Source organism: Lysinibacillus sp. COL-1, assembly GCF_059814265.1.
In genome coordinates this window covers 351,053-370,335 of the sequence record NZ_JCAWSJ010000004.1, presented here as the reverse complement: position 1 = coordinate 370,335, position 19,283 = coordinate 351,053, and the positions used below count along the sequence as shown (strand labels likewise).

Here is a 19,283-nt window from a genome sequence, read left to right as displayed (position 1 = left end):
TTTGCATCGTTTTTTTATTGGACAAGCTGCCTTTTTTCAGTACAATACTATTTAAAAAGGAGCATTACATTTGGTTATTGCTATCAGAGAGAAGCCTTTAAAATTATTATGGCTTGAGGCTGTGATGAGGAGGCTTTTAAAGAATGATGTTGAGTTTCACTATTATCAGGAACAATATCGCCGACTGGATGCAGGTTTTGCTGGTGAACAAAAAGTGGACCGCGAATGGCATGAATTACTATGTCCAAATACTTTTTTCGTATTACATAATTTGTGTCTCAAGAACACTGCTCAACATATGCATCAGCTTGATACACTTTTTATTTGCCCTCAATTTATCTTCGTTTTAGAAATTAAAAATATTCATGGTCGACTAGAATTTAATCAACTCACACATCAATGTACACGCACAAAGGCAGATGGCACAGTGGAAGGATTTCCAAATGCGTTTACCCAAACTGAGCGTCATATACGTTTTCTTAAAAGTCTTTCTTACTCACTCCCCATTGAAGGTGCCGTTGTTATAGCAAACCCTTCAGCGGTTATCGTTAATCCTTCTAAAGCGCTCCCTATTTTTCATGTGTCAGGCCTTCATCAACATCTCCAGTCACTTTTTAAAAAGCATCCACACAAAATGCTAACAGATGATCAATTAGCTCAACTGGTTCAAGGGCTTCTCACCAAACAAACGATCCCTCACATTCAAACTTCGATTGCCCCATCACGATTTCGGCATGGTGTGCTTTGTCCTAAATGTTCCTATCAACATAATATGTATTTCTATCGGGGCATTTGGAAATGTTCATTTTGTCATTATCGGAGTATAGAAATTTTTGCAGAAGCCATGCTCGATTATCAACTATTGGTTAGCCATTCTATTACTAATCAACAGTTACGTAAATTTTTCAAAATTGATTCTATCGATACAGCTACACGATTGCTTCAGAAATTTCAGTTCCCTTATACCGGAACCTATAAAAATCGTGTTTACCATTTACCTGAAAATTTATTGGATTACATGAAGAGATTTTTTTGAGGATTGATTGGCTCGCTTCTCTGGCGAGAGTATTTGCAGCGCTCATGAGGCATTCACTTTCCTTCCGCGAGTATTCGCTTTTCTTCCGCGAGTATTTACCTTTCTTCCGCGAGTATTCACCTTCCTTCCGCGAGTATTCACCTTCCTTCCGCGAGTATTCACTCTTCTTCCGCGAGTATTCGCTTTCCTTCCGCGAGTATTCACTCTTCTTCCGCGAGTATTCACTCTTCTTCCGCGAGTATTCACTCTTCTTCCGCGAGTATTCACTCTTCTTCCGCGAGTATTCACTCTTCTTCCGCGAGTATTCACTCTTCTTCCGCGAGTATTCACTCTTCTTCCGCGAGTATTCACTCTTCTTCCGCGAGTATTCACTCTTCTTCCGCGAGTATTCACCTTCCTTCCGCGAGTATTCGCTTCTTTTTATCAAAAAAGAGTGTTTTCCATTTAGGAAACACTCTTTTTTATGTTATCGGTTGTTCATACCATCACGGTACTTTTCAGTGTCTTTGACTTTATCGTCGACAATATCATTATTATTGTTTACGTTGTCATTACGTTCAACACCGTTTACACCATTAGCATTTGGTACGTTGTCATAGCCGTTTGTACTGTTGATATCGGCATTTGATCCAGGTGTTGTCGCTTCAGGCAATGTTGTATTTTCGTTAACAGTACCTCGGTTAGTACCATCTACGTTGCGATCGTATGCATCGTCACGATTATTCGGGTCTAATGCATCTTCCACATTGTCTACACCACGACGAACGTCATTTTCGACGTCTCGAACAGGGTGATCTTCGACTGCATTATTTCCCCAGTTACATCCTCCAAGGAATACAGTTGCAAGAATAATGGTTAAAAATGACATTTTCCACATAGTAAAAAACCTCCTTTCTTGGGTACTATGTCAGCAAATACATCGTGTGTATTTGTGATCCTACATAGATTGCCCGGGAAAGGAGGGAACTATCCGATATTTGTACAAACTATTTTTGTTTTTCTTTTAATACTTGTTCAATGTATGCTGCTTCTGCTTTACAGTCATAGCTATAGTTTGTGCCTAGCTCTTTTTGCAATGCCTCGATTGTTTCGATCTGCTGCGCTGTTGGTTCTTCATTTAAAATTTTAGCAATGACCTCATCGATTTTTTGTGCCATCTCTTCATGAAACTGTGCACTCAACAATATATCAGCAGGGATTTTTTCGATCCATGCGGCATTCTCCTGAAAATAAGTCTGCCAGCTTGCAATGAAGTCTTCCATAGAAAAGCGCTCTTCATCCCAACCAATACTTGCTAAGTATGCTTCAAAAGATGTCGAAATCGAACGAGTAATGCTAATTTTAATACCTGAAGACAATTCCTTATACATCTTAATAATCCTCCTACGTTTGTAAAACCTAAAAATTACATCTATTTCAATTCCCAAACGCTTTTTCGCCACTGCAATTTAAGAACCTACTAATCAACTTTTAACTTGACTTTATCTATTTTATATCTTTTGGTCTACAAATGCAAATTAGGCTTGTTTAGGCTGTTCAGGTCCAATCGCAAATAGAATATCGGCTTCACATACAAGTTCTCCATCTACAGTCGCTATACCATGACCTTTACCCATTGCGCCACGAAGTTTAACAAATTCTACTTCCAATTTAAGTTGGTCGCCAGGAACTACTTGACGCTTGAAACGACAATTATCCACACCTGTTAAAAAGGCTAAACGTCCCTTGAATTCTTCTGCATTTAATAAAGCGACTCCACCCACTTGTGCTAATGCCTCTACAATTAATACACCTGGCATTACAGGATAGCCTGGGAAGTGTCCATTAAAGAAGTCTTCATTGATCGAAACATTTTTTAAACCTACTGCGCGTTTACCTTCATCTAATTCAACAATGCGATCAACGAATAAAAAAGGATAGCGATGTGGTAAAATTGCTTGAATTTGTTCTGCTGTTAACATGTAATTTCCCCCTCGAAATTAAGTATGTATACACAAAGTAAGGTAAAGAATATTGCTATTCTTTACCGTTCATAATATCAAATATATGCTGCCATGTGTCCCTTTTAAAAATATCCATAGCATTGCCTTCTCCAATCACACTGAAGCCAAACATTGCGCCTAATGCTGCGGCAGCAACGACTAAGACGAGAACAATTACAATGCGTAACCAAATCGGAATCAGTCGGATTTGCACCCAGCGAACCTCGCGTTGCTCTCCATTTGAGCGGCGTTCTTTCTTTTCTGGTTGCGTATCGGTTTCTTGTGTCGGCACAGAACGTCGACGTGAATCGTTTGTCATAGATTGTACTCCTCTTCATTCCTAACTATGTGTTTTTGGATGACTTTTTATCGAATGCCGTTAATTAGTCCTAGCATTTGATCTGCTAATGTAACCGCTCTTGCATTGAACTGATAAGAACGTTGAGTTTGTATTAGTTCTGTCATTTCCTTTGAGAGGTTTACATTGGACATTTCTAGTGTACCACTTTGCATGCCAATTTGCTGACGGTTCGCACCCACAAGCTCTGTCAGAACTTCCGCTTGTGTAAAGCCAAGTTCAGCTAGATTGTCTGGTAAACCAACATAAGAACCAGAAACATGTTCCATTAATTGTGGGTTTTGGAATTCTGTTACAGCTAAATCCGTACGAATGATATCACCATTTGGATAAGATGCTTCTAAAACGCCACCATCTCGAACGGCAAACTTTTGAACAGTATCTGGTAATGTAATAGCTTGTCCTGCTGCATTGGCTACGGGATAACCCTCTGCCGTTACGAGCATTACTGTTCCGTTATTCAACGGAGATAAATAAAAGTCACCTTGTCGAGTATACACTGTTTCAGTTCCATTTTCACCATTTGGCATTAAAATATTGAAATATTGTTTTGCTTTTGTGAAAGCAAAGTCTAAATCTCGATTCGTTGTTTGTAATGAGCCTTGCTTTTCATTGGATTTAATTTGTCCAAGCATGGCACCAGATCCATAACGAATACCAACTGGTGTTTGGCGTTCAGCTCGGTCCTGCTTATCATTGTTAAATTGCTGATAAAGTAGTTCATTGAAGGATGCTTCCTTCGTTTTATAACCGGTTGTACTACTATTAGCAATATTATTACTAATTGTATCTAGTTTATTTTGTAATTGACCCATTGTGTTCGTTGCTGTCATCATTGTACGTAGCATTTATAAAACGCCTCCTGTTCGCCCGTTAGATTTTCCCGATTTCATTCACTGCCTTTTCCATGCTGCGATCATAAGCTTGTAATACTTTTTGATTTGCTTCGAATGCTCGGTAGGCTGTCATTAAATCTGTCATTGTGCGACCAGAATCTACGTTTGAACCTTCTAAAAAGTTTTGACGTAGCGTAAAGGAAACGCCATTCGCACCATAGGCTGTTGGTAAGTTCTCACCATTTTCTGTACGAATAAGACCATTATCCTGTTTACGTAGCATGTTCGGATTAGCAGCATATGATACGCCAACTCGTGCTACTTGCTGATCGTTTACAAAAATGGCTCCATTTTCATCGAGGCGAAAATCATCGTTTGGAAGCTGGATACGTTGTCCTGCATCATTGAGTACGTATAGACCCTGCCCGTTTACTAAATAGCCTTGACCATCTAATGTGAAATTACCATTACGTGTATAGGCCTCACCACCAGCTGGATGTTCTAGACGGAAGAAAATTGACCCCGTAATCCCATCTTCGTTTTGTGGTAAGTTTCCATCAATTAGCGCCATATCTGTTGTAAAATCAGTGCTATAGATTTGGCCTTGTATGTAATTTGGCAATGTTTCTTGTAAATATGTTCCTGTATTTAAAGCTCCTACTTGACTCATATATTCAGCGCCTGCTTGTTGATTGGCGGGAGCATTTGTTTTACCAATACTAGACATTAGCATGTCTGGAAATGAGCGAATAGTTGATTGATCTGCTTTAAATCCTGGTGTATTCGCATTTGATAAATTATTTGTTAGTAATTCTGTTCTTCTTTGTTGCGTGATCATACCTGTTGCAACTGTATAAAACCCTTTAAACAAAGAAATCACCTCATTTTATTTTTATAAGGATGCTGGCACACGATCAATGTTTTCTAGCATTATTCCCGTACCAATTGCTACACAATCCATAGGTCTCTCTGCAACGAAGACAGGTACCTTTAACTCTTCTATTAATAGCTGATCCATTCCATGTAATAGTGCACCGCCACCCGTAATAATAACGCCACGGTCAATGATATCGGCTGATAGCTCAGGTGGTGTTTTTTCTAAGACATTTTTTGCTGATTGGACAATCATCGCTACAGACTCGTGCAATGCTCGTTCAATTTCCTCGGAATGAATTGTAATAGTACGTGGTAAACCTGTTACCATGTCACGACCACGAATATCCATTGTATCGTTGCGACTACCTTTGAAAACTGTACCAATTGTCATCTTGATTGCTTCTGCTGTACGTTCACCAATTAGCAATTTATATTCTTTTTTAATATATTGCAAAATGTCGTTATCAAACACATCTCCTGCTACTTTAATGGATTCACTTGTTACAATATCACCCATTGATAGAACTGCGATATCTGTTGTTCCGCCACCTATATCGACTACCATATTACCACTTGGTTGGAAGATATCCATGCCTGCACCGATAGCAGCTACTTTTGGTTCTTCCTCTAAATATACTTTTTTACCGCCAGATTTTTCTGCGGCTTCACGGATTGCTTTTTGCTCAACACTTGTGATGTTCGTTGGACAGCAAATTAAAATTCGTGGCTTCGCCAAAAATCCTTTTACATTTAATTTATTGATGAAATGTCTTAACATCGCCTCTGTCACATCAAAATCTGCAATGACTCCATCTCTTAGTGGGCGAATTGCTGTAATATTACCTGGCGTTCTCCCTACCATTTGGCGAGCTTCTTCCCCTACCGCTAATACTTTGTTTGTCTTTTTGTCAATCGCCACCACAGATGGTTCATTTAGGACGATTCCTTTACCTTTAACGTGGATTAATACGTTCGCAGTTCCTAAGTCAATGCCAATATCTTTCGAAAACATTCTATAATTTCTCCTTCCCGCCAGTTCCAACTACATAACGTTCATTTTATCTCTTTATCTAGAATATTTTATCATATTCTATTGGTAATTTCACCTAAATTTAGTGAATGGGACTGTTTTCTTTTCAGGTTATGAACGGCTATAATATAGAATTACTATTCCATAGAATTCGTCATAAATACATTTCCAAGACAATAAAAAAGAACGAATCAGTCTTGACTCGCTCTCTCTTTCCACTTGTTTTTCGTTGCTTCTCCTCCACGAATATGACGTACGGCCTTATGGTAGGCGAGTATTTCTTTCACTTGGTCAGCTAATCCTTCATGAATTGTTGGTAATCGCTCTGTTAAATCCTTGTGCACCGTACTTTTTGAATAACCAGTCATTTTCGCGAGGACACGCACAGTCTCACGCGTCTCAATCAGTAATTCACCGAGGCGTATGCAGCGCTTCCGAATGTGCTCATGCACTTTCTTCGTCCTTTCCACACAATTTCACAAAATGCTTTGGCAATCAGATGCACATTTGCGCATTTCTTCACCTTATGTAAGGACAAAGCTATTCAGAACATTTTTTGCATTTTCCTGATAAAATGCTGACTTTTTATGCGTTACTAGCTTTTCGAATTAAAAAGCTAGTAATTTTTTCGGATTAATATATTTTCCGTCTTCAAGAACTTCGAAATGCATGTGGACGCCAGCCGCTTGATTCCACTCGTTATCAGTTGCTTTTCCTAATGCCTGACCTTGTGTAACCTCATCGCCTTCTTTAACAGCGATATCCTTTACAGAGCTATAATGTGTTTGCATACCGTTTGGATGCTCAATTACAATCTTATTGCCTGTAAATGCGTCTAGTTTTACCTCTAGTACTTTACCACTCATAGCAGCTAGTACTTCAAATTCTTCACCATTCATAGCGATAGAGATACCAGAAGACGTTGTAAATGTTTGATTAAATACCATTAGTGCATTTTCACGGGACTCTTCATTTGCCTCTAACTCGTAGAACTCTTGTAAAACTTGTACTTTACTAAGACTCTCTTCTTTGAATGGGTACTTCATGTTTTCAGTACGTGCATTTGTTTCTACTACAGGACCTGGATCAACTTCCGCTAAATCTGGTAAAGGAGCCTCTTCTACTTTTGATACGAGACTATTGTAACCAAATAACAATCCTGCTAGAACTAGTGCACCACCTGTGTAAACTGCTGGCCAAAACCAAGGTTTCTTTTGTAATTGACCATTTTCCTTTTGATTTGGATTTTGGTTTTGAGAAGTTTTATTGTTTTTATCCTCTCTCATTTTCATCACCTCTAGTTGCAGTGTGAACAACTAGAAGTTATTTTAAACATGCATCTATTTTTTTTATTTCAATATCTTGATAATAATAGTGTAAAATTTCGGCAGCCGTTTTCCCTTCGTTTGCCATTGCCTCAGCGCCATATTGACTCATGCCCACGCCATGACCATAACCTTGGGTTGTCACATGGACCTTTCTTGTCTTCGCGTCATAGACAATTGTAAAATCAGTTGATGGTATGCCAAGAAGTGTTCTAACCTCTCTACCAGTCCAGACATTGCTCCCTAACTGCAAACGCTCTACTCGCCCTGACTCATTGTAAAATAGCTGGATACGATTAAAATCACTAGCTTGCCACTGTACAGGCCACAACTTATTCCATTGTGCTAATGTCCATTCTTGCTGAGCCTCAAACTTCGGTGATGCTTGATCTGAGATACTTGCAACACTTTTCAAATATGGAATATCATTCCCACTATAGCCAAAGGCACTTTCTGTTTTACCATTGCTTGTCGAGTGGAACATGGCTGTAATTAGTTCCTTATTATAAAGAAGAACTTGTCCTTTCGTTTCATTGATTGCTTCGACAATTTTCTTTTCATTTCCCAGGAAATTGCTAGCCCAATTCGCCTTTCTTTGCTCCTCATCATAAAAAACTTGCCTTGCCACAGTTGGAGCAATTGCAGTTTTACCGTAATTTGTCGTTTTCAGTGCGTATGTGCGTGCTGCAATCGCTTGGGCTTTCAATGCCTCCTTTTTAAAAGAAACAGGCATTTCCGCTGCAACAACACCTGTAATATACGTTTCCAAAGGGATTTTTTCCTCTTGTCCCTCCACTTCTATAAATATTTCACAGGCATTCTCATCACTAGTTAGAGGTTTGACAGCCTCCCGTCTTTCACTAAGCCCTATAACAGGAAGCATGTATAATACTCCAATCAAACAAATGACACCTATACTAATCATCCATTTTTTCATAAGGAATAATATGCTAGATCTCTTAAAGTTATGAGCAAACAAAAAACCCTCTGCTCCAAAAGCAAAGGGTTGAGAAATCCATTTAGTTTGTAGGTAATTCAATTATTGTGTCTTCAACTGTCACTACTTCTTCAGTAAGTTCAGTAATACGTTCAATGTTGGCACCAAGCGATGCTAGCTTGCCATGGAAATCAACATAACCACGGTCTAAATGATGTAGCTTCGTCACACGTGTTATTCCTTCAGATACAAGACCTGCTAAAATTAGGGCAGCCGCAGCTCGTAAATCCGTTGCCATTACTTCAGCTCCCTGAAGATTAACCGGCCCCTCGATAAACACAGAACGTCCTTCTATTTTAGCACCAGCATTCATGCGACGGAATTCCTCAACATGCATAAAACGATTTTCAAATACCGTTTCTGTAATAATACTCGTACCTTCCGCAGTTAACATTAATGCCATCATTTGTGATTGCATATCTGTTGGGAAGCCTGGATGTGGCATTGTTTTAATATCAACAGCTTTTAATGTATGAGGAGCACGTACACGGATTCCCTCATCCAGTTCAGTAATCTCTACACCCATTTCACGCATCTTAGCAATTAAAGCTGTCATATGCTCAGGAACAGCATTTTCAATGACTACATCACCCTTCGTAATAGCTGCTGCCACCATAAATGTACCAGCCTCAATACGATCGGGAATAATATGGTGCTCTACTCCATATAATGTATCGACTCCTTCGATACGTATTGTATTTGTACCAGCACCAATTACACGACCGCCCATGCTATTGATGAAGTTTGCAAGATCGACAATTTCGGGCTCCTTCGCAGCATTTTCAATTACAGTTGTCCCTTCTGCTAAAGATGCGGCTGTCATAATATTTTCAGTAGCACCAACACTAGGGAAATCTAAATACACATTAGCCCCTTTTAAACGACCTTCCGTTTTTGCCTCTACATATCCGTGACCAAATGAAATTTTTGCACCCATAGCTTCGAAGCCCTTTAAGTGTAACTCAATTGGACGAGAACCGATTGCACAGCCTCCTGGTAGTGCCACGCGAGCATATCCATTACGAGCAAGTAGAGAACCCATCACTAAAATAGATGCACGCATTTTACTAACAAATTCAAATTGAGCTTCACTTGAAAGTTCTTTAGTTGCATCTATATATACGGCATTATCTTCAGGTATATATGTAACTGCTGCGTTTAAACTTTTAAGTACTTCGTTTATTGTAAAGACGTCTGCTAAATTAGGGACTTCTTTAATTACATTTTCTCCTTTTGAAGCAAGTAAAGCTGCCGCAAGGATTGGTAACACTGCATTTTTTGCGCCCTCTACACGTACTTTTCCCTGTAGTTTTTGGCCGCCAGTCACTATTATTTTATCCACCCTATGTCCCTCCGAATTCAATCTATTAACCTATCGAATTTTTATTTTAAAAAGAAGTATAATGTCATAATCAGTAAACAAACAACTCTATAGTACAACTTTTCTAACGCTCGTTCAAGCGTCCAAATCACTATTTTAAGGCATTATTAGATATTTTGCTATTTATTTATTGTACGCTGTCATTTTTTTTTTGTGAATGACCAATAACCCGTTCACTTTCAATACATACCCAAAGATATATGCACAAAAAACCTATTTTATCTTCATTCAGTAAAATATTCCCTTTACTATATGAATGCATCATGTACATATTTTGTTAGCGTGCGTCTTACCAATAACAGACGCATCGTAAGCTGTAATGATGCCAAGGCAAAACTGGTACGAAAGATTTTTATACATAGTTCAAAGGGCCACACAAATGGTATTATAAAGTCCTTTGAAGCATGTAGGTGCATAAATCTTATAGTATTTAACAACGATTACTTTAAAATAAATAGGGAAGTTTGCCTGACCAGCTAGATATTTGGAGAAAGAAATTAGATACTGCTGAGCCTATCGTAATACTGAGTAAAATATAAATAAGTTGAATTTGAAATACTCGATTCTTCTTAAATAGTTTCTCCACCATAAAAGCTTGTAATGCGTAAAAAGTAATAGCAATAAAAAACAGATGAGATAAAATGCCCAGTAATGCTTCTTGTCCTATCGCTTCATACAGTTCCATGCTACCCCTCCTTCAATTTACTTCACCTTAAAAAACGGGCAGATACTATATCTGCCCGTTAAAAATGAATTAGATATTACCCTCATGAACGTTGATACGATTCAACGCACGTTTTAATGCTAGGTCAGCACGTTTGAAATCAATGTCGTCTTGTTTACTTTGAAGACGTCCTTCAGCGCGTTTAACGGCTTCTTTAGCACGTTGAACATCGATATTTTCAGCAATTTCAGCAGAAGGCGCTAAAATTGAGATCTTTTCTGGACGAACTTCAATGAAACCACCGCTTACAGCAACAATATCAGTCGAACCGTTTTCTTTTTTCAGCTTCACTGCACCAATTGCAAGTGGAGCAACCATTGGAATATGGCCTGCAAGAACACCGATTTCTCCTGAAGTTGTTTTAGCGATTACCATTGATACTTCAGAATCGTATACTGGGCCGTCGGGAGTGACAATATTGACTTGAACTGTCTTCATATTTTTTCCTCCTCGTCCCTAGTATTAAACCTCTACGCCCATGCTTTTCGCTTTTTCAACTACTTCATCAATAGAACCAACTAGACGGAAAGCATCTTCTGGAAGGTGATCCCATTTGCCATCAAGGATTTCCTTGAATGAACGAACAGTTTCTTTTACAGGTACATAAGAACCTTTTTGACCAGTGAATTGTTCCGCTACGTGGAAGTTTTGTGATAAGAAGAATTGAATACGACGAGCACGTTCTACTGTTTGTTTGTCTTCATCAGATAACTCATCCATACCTAAGATTGCAATGATATCTTGTAATTCACGGTAACGTTGGATTGTACGTTGTACACCAGTAGCAATTGCGTAGTGCTCAGCGCCTACGATTTCAGGTGATAATGCACGAGAAGTCGAAGCTAATGGGTCAACCGCAGGGTAGATACCCATTTCTGATAATTTACGCTCAAGGTTAGTAGTTGCATCTAAGTGGGCGAAAGTTGTAGCTGGAGCCGGGTCAGTATAGTCATCGGCTGGTACATAAATCGCTTGGATAGAAGTTACAGATCCTTTGTTCGTAGATGTGATACGTTCTTGTAGTTTACCCATTTCAGTTGCAAGTGTTGGTTGGTAACCTACCGCAGAAGGCATACGACCTAATAGGGCAGAAACCTCTGAACCTGCTTGTGTGAAACGGAAGATATTGTCGATGAATAAAAGTACGTCAGCGCCTTGCTCATCACGGAAGTATTCCGCCATTGTAAGACCAGTTAAAGCTACACGCATACGTGCACCAGGAGGCTCGTTCATTTGACCGAATACCATCGCTGTTTGCTTGATAACGCCTGAATCGCTCATCTCAAAGAATAAGTCGTTCCCTTCACGAGTACGCTCACCTACACCAGCAAATACAGAGATACCTGAGTGCTCTTGTGCGATGTTATTGATTAATTCTTGGATTAATACTGTTTTACCTACACCAGCACCACCGAATAGACCGATCTTACCACCTTTAATATAAGGTGCTAATAAGTCTACTACTTTGATACCTGTTTCAAGAATTTCAACTGTAGTTGAAAGTTCATCGAATGCTGGAGCTTCGCGGTGAATTGAATCACGACGAGCATCTGCTGGAATCTCTTCACCTAAGTCAATTACTTCTCCAAGTACGTTGAATACACGACCTAGTGTCACTTCACCAACTGGTACTGAGATAGCTTTTCCTAAGTCTGTTACTTCTGCTCCACGTTGTAAGCCATCAGTAGATGACATTGCAATTGTACGAACAGAATCATCGCCTAAATGAAGTGCAACTTCTAATGCAAGAGTTGTTGGTTCTTCATTAGGACGTTCAATCTTAACTGTTAATGAGTTATAGATTGCTGGTAATTGGCCGTTTTCGAATTTTACGTCGACAACTGGACCCATTACTTGAATAACATGTCCTTTATTCATTACTGTGTACCCTCCTATCGTATTCTTATACGACATTGGTGAGCTGAGCCTATTCTAAGGCTGCAGCTCCACCAACGATTTCTGTAATTTCTTGTGTAATCGCTGCTTGACGTGCACGGTTATATTGCAATGAAAGATCTGCAATAAGATCAGATGCATTATCAGTTGCATTTTTCATAGCAGTCATACGAGAAGCATGTTCACTTGCTTTTCCATCCAATAATGCGCCATAAACTAAGCTTTCCGCGTATTGTGGAAGTAATACTTCAAGAATTGCTTCGCCAGATGGTTCGAATTCATAAGAAGCTTTACTGTTTACAGGTGCGATATCTGTTAATGGAAGAAGTTTTTTCTCTGTCACTTCGTTAGCAATTGCGCTGACAAAGTGATTATAGTACATATAAAGCTCATCATACGTACCGTCAATGAACATACCAACAGCATTACGAGCGATTTCTTTAATATCAGCGAATGTTGGTTGGTCAGGAAGAGCAACAACACTGCTGATGACATTATGATCACGTTTCACAAAGTAATCACGAACAACACGACCTACTGCTAAAATAACGTATTCGTCTTTTGATTTATGACGCTCGTTAATTGTACGTTGTACTTGACGTAGGATACTTGAGTTGTAAGCACCTGCTAGACCACGGTCAGAACCAATGACTAAGTAAGCTGTTTTCTTTACAGGACGAGCAGTTAACATTGGGTGTCCACTGTCTTTTGTACCTGCTGCAATCGCGCCTACTACGTCTTGGATTTTTTCCATATAAGGAACGTAAGCTTTAGCATTTTGCTCTGCACGACGTAACTTTGAAGAAGAAACCATCTGCATCGCTTTCGTAATTTGTTTCGTACTCTTTGTTGAATTAATACGACCTTTTATTTCGCGTAAGTTTACCACTGGTATTTCACCACCTTTTGTTTTTTAATCAAGTGACTAGCTAGAACTTATTCTGATTTAGCGAATGTTTTCTTGAATGCATTGATTGCTGCTTCATAATCCGCATCCGGAGCAAGCTCTTTTGTAGTACGAACATGATCTAGAACGTTAGTGTGGTTTGAATCTAACCAGCTTAAGAATTCGTTTTCGAAACGAACGATATCTTGTACTGGGATATCATCTAAATGACCTTTAGTTAATGCATATAGGATAGCAACTTGTTTTTCAACTTTAAGTGGTTTGTTTAGGTCTTGTTTAAGCACTTCAACCGTACGTTTACCACGTTCAAGTTTAGCAAGTGTAATTTTATCTAAATCTGAACCGAATTGAGCAAATGATTCAAGCTCACGGAATGCAGCTAAGTCAAGACGTAGTGTACCCGCAACTTTTTTCATTGCTTTAATTTGAGCTGATCCACCTACACGTGATACTGAAAGACCTGCGTTGATCGCTGGACGTACACCTGAGTTGAATAAGTCAGATTGTAAGAAGATTTGACCATCAGTAATTGAGATTACGTTAGTTGGGATGTATGCAGAGATATCCCCAGCTTGTGTCTCTACGAATGGAAGAGCTGTGATAGAACCACAGTTGTAAGTTTCATTTAACTTCGCAGCACGTTCAAGTAAGCGGCTGTGTAAGTAGAATACATCACCAGGGTATGCTTCACGACCTGGAGGACGGCGTAGAAGAAGTGAAAGTTCACGGTAAGCTGATGCTTGTTTAGAAAGATCATCATACACGATTAAAACGTGTTTACCTTGTAACATGAATTCTTCTGCCATAGAAACACCAGCAAATGGTGCTAAGTATAATAATGGAGCAGGTTGAGATGCTGCTGCAGTTACAACGATTGTATAATCTAAAGCACCATGTTTACGTAAAGTTTCAACAACACCACGTACAGTAGATTCTTTTTGACCGATTGCAACATAGATACAAATCATGTTTTCACCGTTTTGGTTTAAGATTGTATCGATTGCTACAGATGTTTTACCTACTTGACGGTCACCGATGATTAACTCACGTTGACCACGACCGATTGGCACTAATGCGTCAATCGCTTTAATACCCGTTTGTAGTGGTTCGTGTACTGATTTACGAGCCATTACACCGAAAGCTGGGCTTTCGATTGGACGAGATTTTGTAGCGTTGATAGGACCTTGTCCATCCACTGGTTGACCAAGTGGGTTTACAACACGACCAATCAGTTCTTCACCAACTGGTACTTCCATGATACGACCTGTACGACGAACTTCATCGCCTTCTTTGATGTCAGTGTATGGACCTAAGATTACGATACCAACGTTACCTTCTTCTAGGTTTTGAGCCATACCCATAACACCGTTAGAGAACTCTAAAAGCTCTCCAGCCATGGCGTTGTCGAGGCCATGAGCAAGAGCGATACCGTCACCAATACGGATAACTGTACCAACTTCGCTTACTTTAAGTTCAGATTCATAATTCTCAATCTGTTGTTTAATCAGACTGCTGATTTCTTCAGCCTTGATGCCCATGTATGTCACCTCTCACATTTCTAAATTATTAACCGATTAATTCACGTTTTAGACGCTCTAGTTTGTTAACTACTGAGCTGTCATAAATATGGTTACCGATTTGAACACGAATACCACCAAGTAAAGTTGGATCGATTTCGTTTGTAATGTTTAATGATTGTTTTCCAACAAGTTTCGCAAATGCTGTCGAAATATTAGCGCTTTCTTCTGCAGAAAGTGCACGTGTTGAAAATACTGTTGCATCTGCCATACCTTGTGCTTGTGCAGCAAGCTCAGCATATGCATTGGCAATTAGCTTAATCTCGTTTACACGTTTTTTCTCAACTAGAAGTTGAACCGTGTGTAAAACTTCTGGTGTTGCACCAGTGAAGATTTCAGCTACCATTTGTTTTTTACGTTCGATGGAGAACTTAGGCGCACTTAAAAGCGTTAAAAAATCAGGAGATTCTTTCATTACTTTTGTTAGTTCGTTTAAGTCTGCTCCAACTTCAGTAAGATTGTTTTTTTGTTGCGCTAATTCAAAAAGCGCTTGAGCGTAACGTTTTGCTACAGTTGAATTACTCATCGAGCTTCGCCTGCCTTCGCAATCGTCTCTTCAATTAGAGCACGGTTGTCTGCCTCAGAAATCTCTTTGCTAAGGACTTTAGATGCTGCAAGTACAGATAATGAAACGACTTCATCACGTACTGCTGCAATAGCTTTTTCTTTTTCAGACTCAATTTCACGTAAAGCCGATTCTTTTAAGCGGTTTGCTTCATTGCGCGCTACAGTAAGAATTTCTTCTTTTTGTAGTTCGCCTTGTTTCTTAGCGCCTTCAACAATCGATTGTGCTTCCGTACGAGCTTCTTTAAGAAGGCTCTTTTGTTCTTCTAAAAATTGGTGCGATTCTTTGCGCGCTTTTTCAGCTGCTTCGATTTCACTCGCTACTAATTCTTCACGTTGCTGCATGATGCCCATAAGTGGACCCCAAGCGAATTTCTTAAGTAATACCATTAACACGATGAAGATAACTAATGTTGCGATGATGTCTCCGCTATTAAAACTACCAGCGCTTGCACCTAGTACAAGATAATCTAAAAACACGATTGTTTCACTCCCTTCAAGAGCTTTAACTTCAACATAATTTAATGATTTAAAAAACTACCTATTTTAAAAAGCTATATTTACACATAGCTTTTATCCGTTCCAAAATGAAGGGCGAAGTTTCATCTGGTGAATCCTGCTTCGCCACTAGTAAAATTCAGTGTTCAACTGAATTATTTGTTCATTACGATGAATGCTACTACTACTGCGATGATCGGTAGGGCTTCAACTAATGCAACCCCGATGAACATTGTAGTTTGAAGAACGCCACGAGCTTCTGGTTGACGAGCGATACCTTCTACTGTTTTTGATACGATAAGACCGTTACCAATACCTGCACCAAGTGCACCTAAACCGATTGCGATTGCTGCTGCTAATAAACCTAATGAACCTGTCATTTGAAAATTTCCTCCTTGGAATTGTTTGTTTTTTTTGTGATTCAAGCATAGGATATATGCTTTATATTAATGGTCATCGCTCACTTTATGAGCCATGTAAACCATTGTTAACATTGTGAAGATAAAGGCTTGGATAAAGCCGATGAAAATTGAGAAACCTTGCCATGCCATCATAGGAACGATTGCCCCGATGAATCCCACAGCACCTGATGATGCTAAACCTGCAAGTAAGCCAAGTAAAATCTCACCCGCGTAAATGTTACCGTAAAGACGTAAACCTAATGTTAATGTGTTTGCAAATTCTTCTACTATTTTCAGCGGGAACATGAATGACATTGGTTTGAAGAATGTACCAACATAATGACCTGTACCCTTCATTTTAACACCATAGTATTGCGTTAAGACTAAAATCATTGCTGCCAATGTCATCGTAACTGTAGGGTCAGCTGTTGGCGATTTCCACCATAGCTGATGATCATAGACGATAGAGAATGGAAGACCTAATAAGTTAGATACTGCGATAAACATAATTAGCGTAATGGCTAGAACGTGGAATCGTCCACCAGTTTTCCAGTCCATGTTGCTTTTAATAATATTCTTAACGAAATCCATAATCCATTCCATAAAGTTTTGCATACCAGTAGGTTTTAACTTTAGGCTTCTAGTTGAAATAAAGGCAATTAAAAATACGATAATTGCTGCAACTAGTAACATCATAACTGTTGATAAGTTAAATGTTAAAAAACCGACTTCTAGTAACGGAGCTTCATGATTCATTGTTATTTTTCACCTCTCTTTCTAATTTAAAGCACATTAGCGGTTCCTTACATGTGACACAATTCTCTCGACAAAGAGAAAAACGTACGGAATCATTAGCCCTATAACCGTGCTAATTAAGTGAAAATAGTTTGGCAACGAAATGGCTATTGCGACTGCCGCAACACCTGATCCAAAGCGAAGTGCTGTACCAAGTGAGCCTATTTTCTTCCCTTCACTAATGGATCTGTCAAACTTCTCCATACGTCGAACTAGAATCCAAAAATTATACGTACCAAAAAATGCACCTATTGCGATGCCCGCAAAAACAGTTTGATAGGGAGTAAATCCCCAGCCTAATGCGCAGAGTGCAAGCAAAAAAAATAACGCCCTCTTCTGCACAGCAAAAATGTGATGCAAATCTAGCATTGGTTATAATCTCCTGAATCATTTTTTCGAGTAATGAAAACGTTTGCTGACCACTATGTGAAATCAGAAAAGAGCAGTGAAAGACACTACTCACAGCGGAATAGTAATGGGAGAGTCATTTCAATTACAGGTGTAAATGCCCAAAAATAACTTACACCCCTTACCGACTCGGTAAAAACCGAAACGCACAAAACGTTGCAAATCGACAGTTTTATTTTGAACTGTCAATTTAGTAGAAAGTTGATATAACAAGTGTTTCAACGTCCTATTTATGAACTGAAACCCTTATCATTCTTACCCTTTGTAAGCATACAATAGGTGATATTTGAAGTCAATTGGTAAAGGAGAAAAACTTCACAGCCTATATACTCTTGTCAAATTGTTGACAAATTTGTGTATGAAATTTCATAGTTTCAAAAGTTCTCAACCTTCTCACACGAAAAAAAAGCTAATTTACGACATGATTATGCTCGTAAATTAGCTTACCCATTTCAATAGGTACATTAGACTTATTTTTCCGAATTAAATATAGTACATTAATTAGTTCTTTGTAAAAATTCTAGCAGTGCCTCAACAATGCGCTTCGATGCATGCCCATCTCCATATGGATTCGATGCTTTCGCCATTACTTCGTAGGCATTTTTATCTGTTAGTAATTCCTTTGCTAAGGCATAAATTGTTTCTTCTTCCGTTCCCGCTAGCTTTAATGTGCCAGCTTCAATGCCTTCTGGACGTTCTGTCGTATCTCTTAGAACAAGCACTGGTTTCCCTAATGAAGGTGCTTCTTCTTGTACGCCACCTGAGTCCGTTAAAATCATATATGAATTTGCCGCAAAATTATGGAAATCAAACACTTCAAGAGGCTCTATTAAATGTACACGTTCATTGTCTCCTAAGATTTCATTCGCAATTTCTCTAACAGCTGGATTCATATGCACTGGATATACAACTTGAACATCCTCATGCTCTGTTAATATTCTCGTAATCGCTTTGAACATATGACGCATTGGTTCACCCAGATTTTCACGGCGATGTGCCGTTAATAAAATCATGCGATCTTCGCCAATCTTATCTAATACAGGGTGTGTGTAGTGCTCACTGACCGTTGTTGCTAATGCGTCAATGGCTGTATTTCCTGTCACAAAAATCGTGTCTGGATTTTTATTTTCATCTAGCAGGTTCTTTTTAGATACTTCCGTTGGAGCAAAATGTAAATCTGCCATCACACCTGTTAGCTGACGATTCATTTCCTCTGGATATGGTGAATACTTGTTCCATGTACGTAAGCCTGCTTCCACATGCCCTATAGCAATTTGGTTATAGAATGCCGCCAAGCTCGCAATGAAGGTTGTTGCTGTATCACCATGTACCAAAACGATATCTGGTTGTGCTTCTTTCATTACTTTATCTAAGCCCTGTAATGCGTTTGTCGTTACATCAATTAATGTTTGACGATCCTTCATTATATTTAAATCATAGTTTGGTGTTATGTTAAATGTCTCTAATACTTGGTCGAGCATTTGGCGATGCTGTGCTGTTACGGTTACAATAGATTCTATTTGCTCTGGATACTTTTGTAACTCCAAAACGAGAGGAGCCATTTTAATTGCTTCTGGTCTTGTACCAAAAATCGTCATTACTTTCCATTTTTTTATCAAAACGATCTGCACCGTCCTTTTTGTTATTGTATGAAATGGTCAACTACATCTATTAATGGTCATCAATAGGCGT

Annotated in this window: 23 protein-coding genes; 1 reads left to right on the top strand and 22 read right to left on the bottom strand. The window is 39.0% G+C overall.

Going from position 1 to position 19,283, the window contains the following annotated elements:
* Nucleotides 1–70 precede the first annotated feature (70 nt).
* Nucleotides 71–1,036 (top strand): nuclease-related domain-containing protein, encoded by a 966-nt coding sequence (locus AC6BKE_RS10155; protein WP_499856735.1) that lies wholly within the window; start codon nt 71–73, stop codon nt 1,034–1,036.
* 466 nt (nt 1,037–1,502) lie between these two features.
* On the opposite strand, the gene AC6BKE_RS10150 is transcribed toward AC6BKE_RS10155, so the two are convergent.
* The 22 genes from AC6BKE_RS10150 to wecB form a co-directional block, all read right to left on the bottom strand.
* Nucleotides 1,503–1,913, bottom strand: coding sequence for a hypothetical protein (locus AC6BKE_RS10150; protein ID WP_036124468.1), 411 nt, complete (start codon nt 1,911–1,913; stop codon nt 1,503–1,505).
* A gap of 109 nt (nt 1,914–2,022) precedes the next feature.
* Nucleotides 2,023–2,406, bottom strand: a complete 384-nt coding sequence (locus AC6BKE_RS10145) for a hypothetical protein (protein ID WP_036124467.1) — start codon at nt 2,404–2,406, stop codon at nt 2,023–2,025.
* Between the two features lie 147 nt (nt 2,407–2,553).
* Nucleotides 2,554–2,997, bottom strand: a complete 444-nt coding sequence (fabZ, locus tag AC6BKE_RS10140) for a 3-hydroxyacyl-ACP dehydratase FabZ (protein WP_036124465.1) — start codon at nt 2,995–2,997, stop codon at nt 2,554–2,556.
* Nucleotides 2,998–3,052: 55 nt separating this feature from the next.
* Nucleotides 3,053–3,337: a DNA-directed RNA polymerase subunit beta gene (locus AC6BKE_RS10135; RefSeq protein WP_036124463.1), complete on the bottom strand. Its 285-nt coding sequence runs from the start codon at nt 3,335–3,337 to the stop codon at nt 3,053–3,055.
* A 47-nt stretch (nt 3,338–3,384) separates the two neighbouring features.
* Complete coding sequence (locus AC6BKE_RS10130) at nt 3,385–4,224, bottom strand: flagellar hook-basal body protein (RefSeq protein ID WP_499856732.1); 840 nt, start codon at nt 4,222–4,224, stop codon at nt 3,385–3,387.
* 25 nt (nt 4,225–4,249) lie between these two features.
* Entirely contained in the window at nt 4,250–5,083 is an 834-nt protein-coding gene (locus AC6BKE_RS10125; RefSeq protein ID WP_058843804.1) for a flagellar hook-basal body protein, read from the bottom strand.
* A 21-nt stretch (nt 5,084–5,104) separates the two neighbouring features.
* Nucleotides 5,105–6,100 (bottom strand): rod shape-determining protein, encoded by a 996-nt coding sequence (locus AC6BKE_RS10120; protein WP_036123595.1) that lies wholly within the window; start codon nt 6,098–6,100, stop codon nt 5,105–5,107.
* A 209-nt stretch (nt 6,101–6,309) separates the two neighbouring features.
* Nucleotides 6,310–6,570 (bottom strand): sporulation transcriptional regulator SpoIIID, encoded by a 261-nt coding sequence (locus AC6BKE_RS10115; protein WP_025114760.1) that lies wholly within the window; start codon nt 6,568–6,570, stop codon nt 6,310–6,312.
* A 156-nt stretch (nt 6,571–6,726) separates the two neighbouring features.
* Complete coding sequence (locus AC6BKE_RS10110; protein ID WP_036123599.1) at nt 6,727–7,404, bottom strand: M23 family metallopeptidase; 678 nt, start codon at nt 7,402–7,404, stop codon at nt 6,727–6,729.
* 37 nt (nt 7,405–7,441) lie between these two features.
* Complete coding sequence (spoIID, locus tag AC6BKE_RS10105) at nt 7,442–8,380, bottom strand: stage II sporulation protein D (RefSeq protein WP_036123651.1); 939 nt, start codon at nt 8,378–8,380, stop codon at nt 7,442–7,444.
* Between the two features lie 82 nt (nt 8,381–8,462).
* Nucleotides 8,463–9,782: a UDP-N-acetylglucosamine 1-carboxyvinyltransferase gene (gene murA / locus AC6BKE_RS10100; RefSeq protein ID WP_036123602.1), complete on the bottom strand. Its 1,320-nt coding sequence runs from the start codon at nt 9,780–9,782 to the stop codon at nt 8,463–8,465.
* Nucleotides 9,783–10,266: 484 nt separating this feature from the next.
* Nucleotides 10,267–10,506, bottom strand: coding sequence for a DUF1146 family protein (locus tag AC6BKE_RS10095; RefSeq protein ID WP_036123606.1), 240 nt, complete (start codon nt 10,504–10,506; stop codon nt 10,267–10,269).
* A 69-nt stretch (nt 10,507–10,575) separates the two neighbouring features.
* Entirely contained in the window at nt 10,576–10,983 is a 408-nt protein-coding gene (locus AC6BKE_RS10090; protein WP_036123609.1) for a F0F1 ATP synthase subunit epsilon, read from the bottom strand.
* 24 nt (nt 10,984–11,007) lie between these two features.
* The gene (atpD, locus tag AC6BKE_RS10085) at nt 11,008–12,423 is read right to left on the bottom strand and encodes a F0F1 ATP synthase subunit beta (RefSeq protein ID WP_036123612.1); all 1,416 of its coding nucleotides are present in this window, start codon (nt 12,421–12,423) and stop codon (nt 11,008–11,010) included.
* Between the two features lie 49 nt (nt 12,424–12,472).
* Entirely contained in the window at nt 12,473–13,330 is an 858-nt protein-coding gene (gene atpG, locus AC6BKE_RS10080) for an ATP synthase F1 subunit gamma (RefSeq protein ID WP_036123615.1), read from the bottom strand.
* Nucleotides 13,331–13,377: 47 nt separating this feature from the next.
* Nucleotides 13,378–14,886 carry a F0F1 ATP synthase subunit alpha gene (gene atpA, locus AC6BKE_RS10075; RefSeq protein WP_036123620.1) on the bottom strand — a complete coding sequence of 503 codons (1,509 nt, stop codon included), beginning with the start codon at nt 14,884–14,886 and terminating at the stop codon, nt 13,378–13,380.
* A 28-nt stretch (nt 14,887–14,914) separates the two neighbouring features.
* Complete coding sequence (locus AC6BKE_RS10070; RefSeq protein ID WP_036123623.1) at nt 14,915–15,451, bottom strand: F0F1 ATP synthase subunit delta; 537 nt, start codon at nt 15,449–15,451, stop codon at nt 14,915–14,917.
* Complete coding sequence (gene atpF, locus AC6BKE_RS10065; RefSeq protein WP_036123625.1) at nt 15,448–15,969, bottom strand: F0F1 ATP synthase subunit B; 522 nt, start codon at nt 15,967–15,969, stop codon at nt 15,448–15,450. Before atpF ends, AC6BKE_RS10070 begins: the two co-directional genes overlap by 4 nt.
* 173 nt (nt 15,970–16,142) lie before the next feature.
* Nucleotides 16,143–16,367, bottom strand: coding sequence for a F0F1 ATP synthase subunit C (atpE, locus tag AC6BKE_RS10060; protein ID WP_004269474.1), 225 nt, complete (start codon nt 16,365–16,367; stop codon nt 16,143–16,145).
* 66 nt (nt 16,368–16,433) lie between these two features.
* Nucleotides 16,434–17,144 carry a F0F1 ATP synthase subunit A gene (gene atpB / locus AC6BKE_RS10055; RefSeq protein ID WP_036123628.1) on the bottom strand — a complete coding sequence of 237 codons (711 nt, stop codon included), beginning with the start codon at nt 17,142–17,144 and terminating at the stop codon, nt 16,434–16,436.
* 36 nt (nt 17,145–17,180) lie between these two features.
* Nucleotides 17,181–17,552, bottom strand: coding sequence for an ATP synthase subunit I (locus tag AC6BKE_RS10050; protein WP_036123631.1), 372 nt, complete (start codon nt 17,550–17,552; stop codon nt 17,181–17,183).
* Between the two features lie 536 nt (nt 17,553–18,088).
* Nucleotides 18,089–19,210, bottom strand: a complete 1,122-nt coding sequence (gene wecB / locus AC6BKE_RS10045; protein WP_036123633.1) for a non-hydrolyzing UDP-N-acetylglucosamine 2-epimerase — start codon at nt 19,208–19,210, stop codon at nt 18,089–18,091.
* Nucleotides 19,211–19,283 lie beyond the last annotated feature (73 nt).

Bases quoted from the DNA above. Each gene is read 5' to 3' on its own strand.
- AC6BKE_RS10050 (WP_036123631.1), bottom strand. From the start codon at position 17,552: ATGCTAGATTTGCATCACATTTTTGCTGTGCAGAAGAGGGCGTTATTT.
- AC6BKE_RS10120 (WP_036123595.1), bottom strand. From the start codon at position 6,100: ATGTTTTCGAAAGATATTGGCATTGACTTAGGAACTGCGAACGTATTA.
- atpB (WP_036123628.1), bottom strand. From the start codon at position 17,144: ATGAATCATGAAGCTCCGTTACTAGAAGTCGGTTTTTTAACATTTAAC.
- atpA (WP_036123620.1), bottom strand. From the start codon at position 14,886: ATGGGCATCAAGGCTGAAGAAATCAGCAGTCTGATTAAACAACAGATT.
- AC6BKE_RS10135 (WP_036124463.1), bottom strand. From the start codon at position 3,337: ATGACAAACGATTCACGTCGACGTTCTGTGCCGACACAAGAAACCGAT.
- AC6BKE_RS10070 (WP_036123623.1), bottom strand. From the start codon at position 15,451: ATGAGTAATTCAACTGTAGCAAAACGTTACGCTCAAGCGCTTTTTGAA.
- atpD (WP_036123612.1), bottom strand. From the start codon at position 12,423: ATGAATAAAGGACATGTTATTCAAGTAATGGGTCCAGTTGTCGACGTA.
- AC6BKE_RS10130 (WP_499856732.1), bottom strand. From the start codon at position 4,224: ATGCTACGTACAATGATGACAGCAACGAACACAATGGGTCAATTACAA.
- AC6BKE_RS10095 (WP_036123606.1), bottom strand. From the start codon at position 10,506: ATGGAACTGTATGAAGCGATAGGACAAGAAGCATTACTGGGCATTTTA.
- atpE (WP_004269474.1), bottom strand. From the start codon at position 16,367: ATGACAGGTTCATTAGGTTTATTAGCAGCAGCAATCGCAATCGGTTTA.
- AC6BKE_RS10145 (WP_036124467.1), bottom strand. From the start codon at position 2,406: ATGTATAAGGAATTGTCTTCAGGTATTAAAATTAGCATTACTCGTTCG.
- fabZ (WP_036124465.1), bottom strand. From the start codon at position 2,997: ATGTTAACAGCAGAACAAATTCAAGCAATTTTACCACATCGCTATCCT.
- AC6BKE_RS10110 (WP_036123599.1), bottom strand. From the start codon at position 7,404: ATGAGAGAGGATAAAAACAATAAAACTTCTCAAAACCAAAATCCAAAT.
- AC6BKE_RS10090 (WP_036123609.1), bottom strand. From the start codon at position 10,983: ATGAAGACAGTTCAAGTCAATATTGTCACTCCCGACGGCCCAGTATAC.
- spoIID (WP_036123651.1), bottom strand. From the start codon at position 8,380: ATGAAAAAATGGATGATTAGTATAGGTGTCATTTGTTTGATTGGAGTA.
- AC6BKE_RS10150 (WP_036124468.1), bottom strand. From the start codon at position 1,913: ATGTGGAAAATGTCATTTTTAACCATTATTCTTGCAACTGTATTCCTT.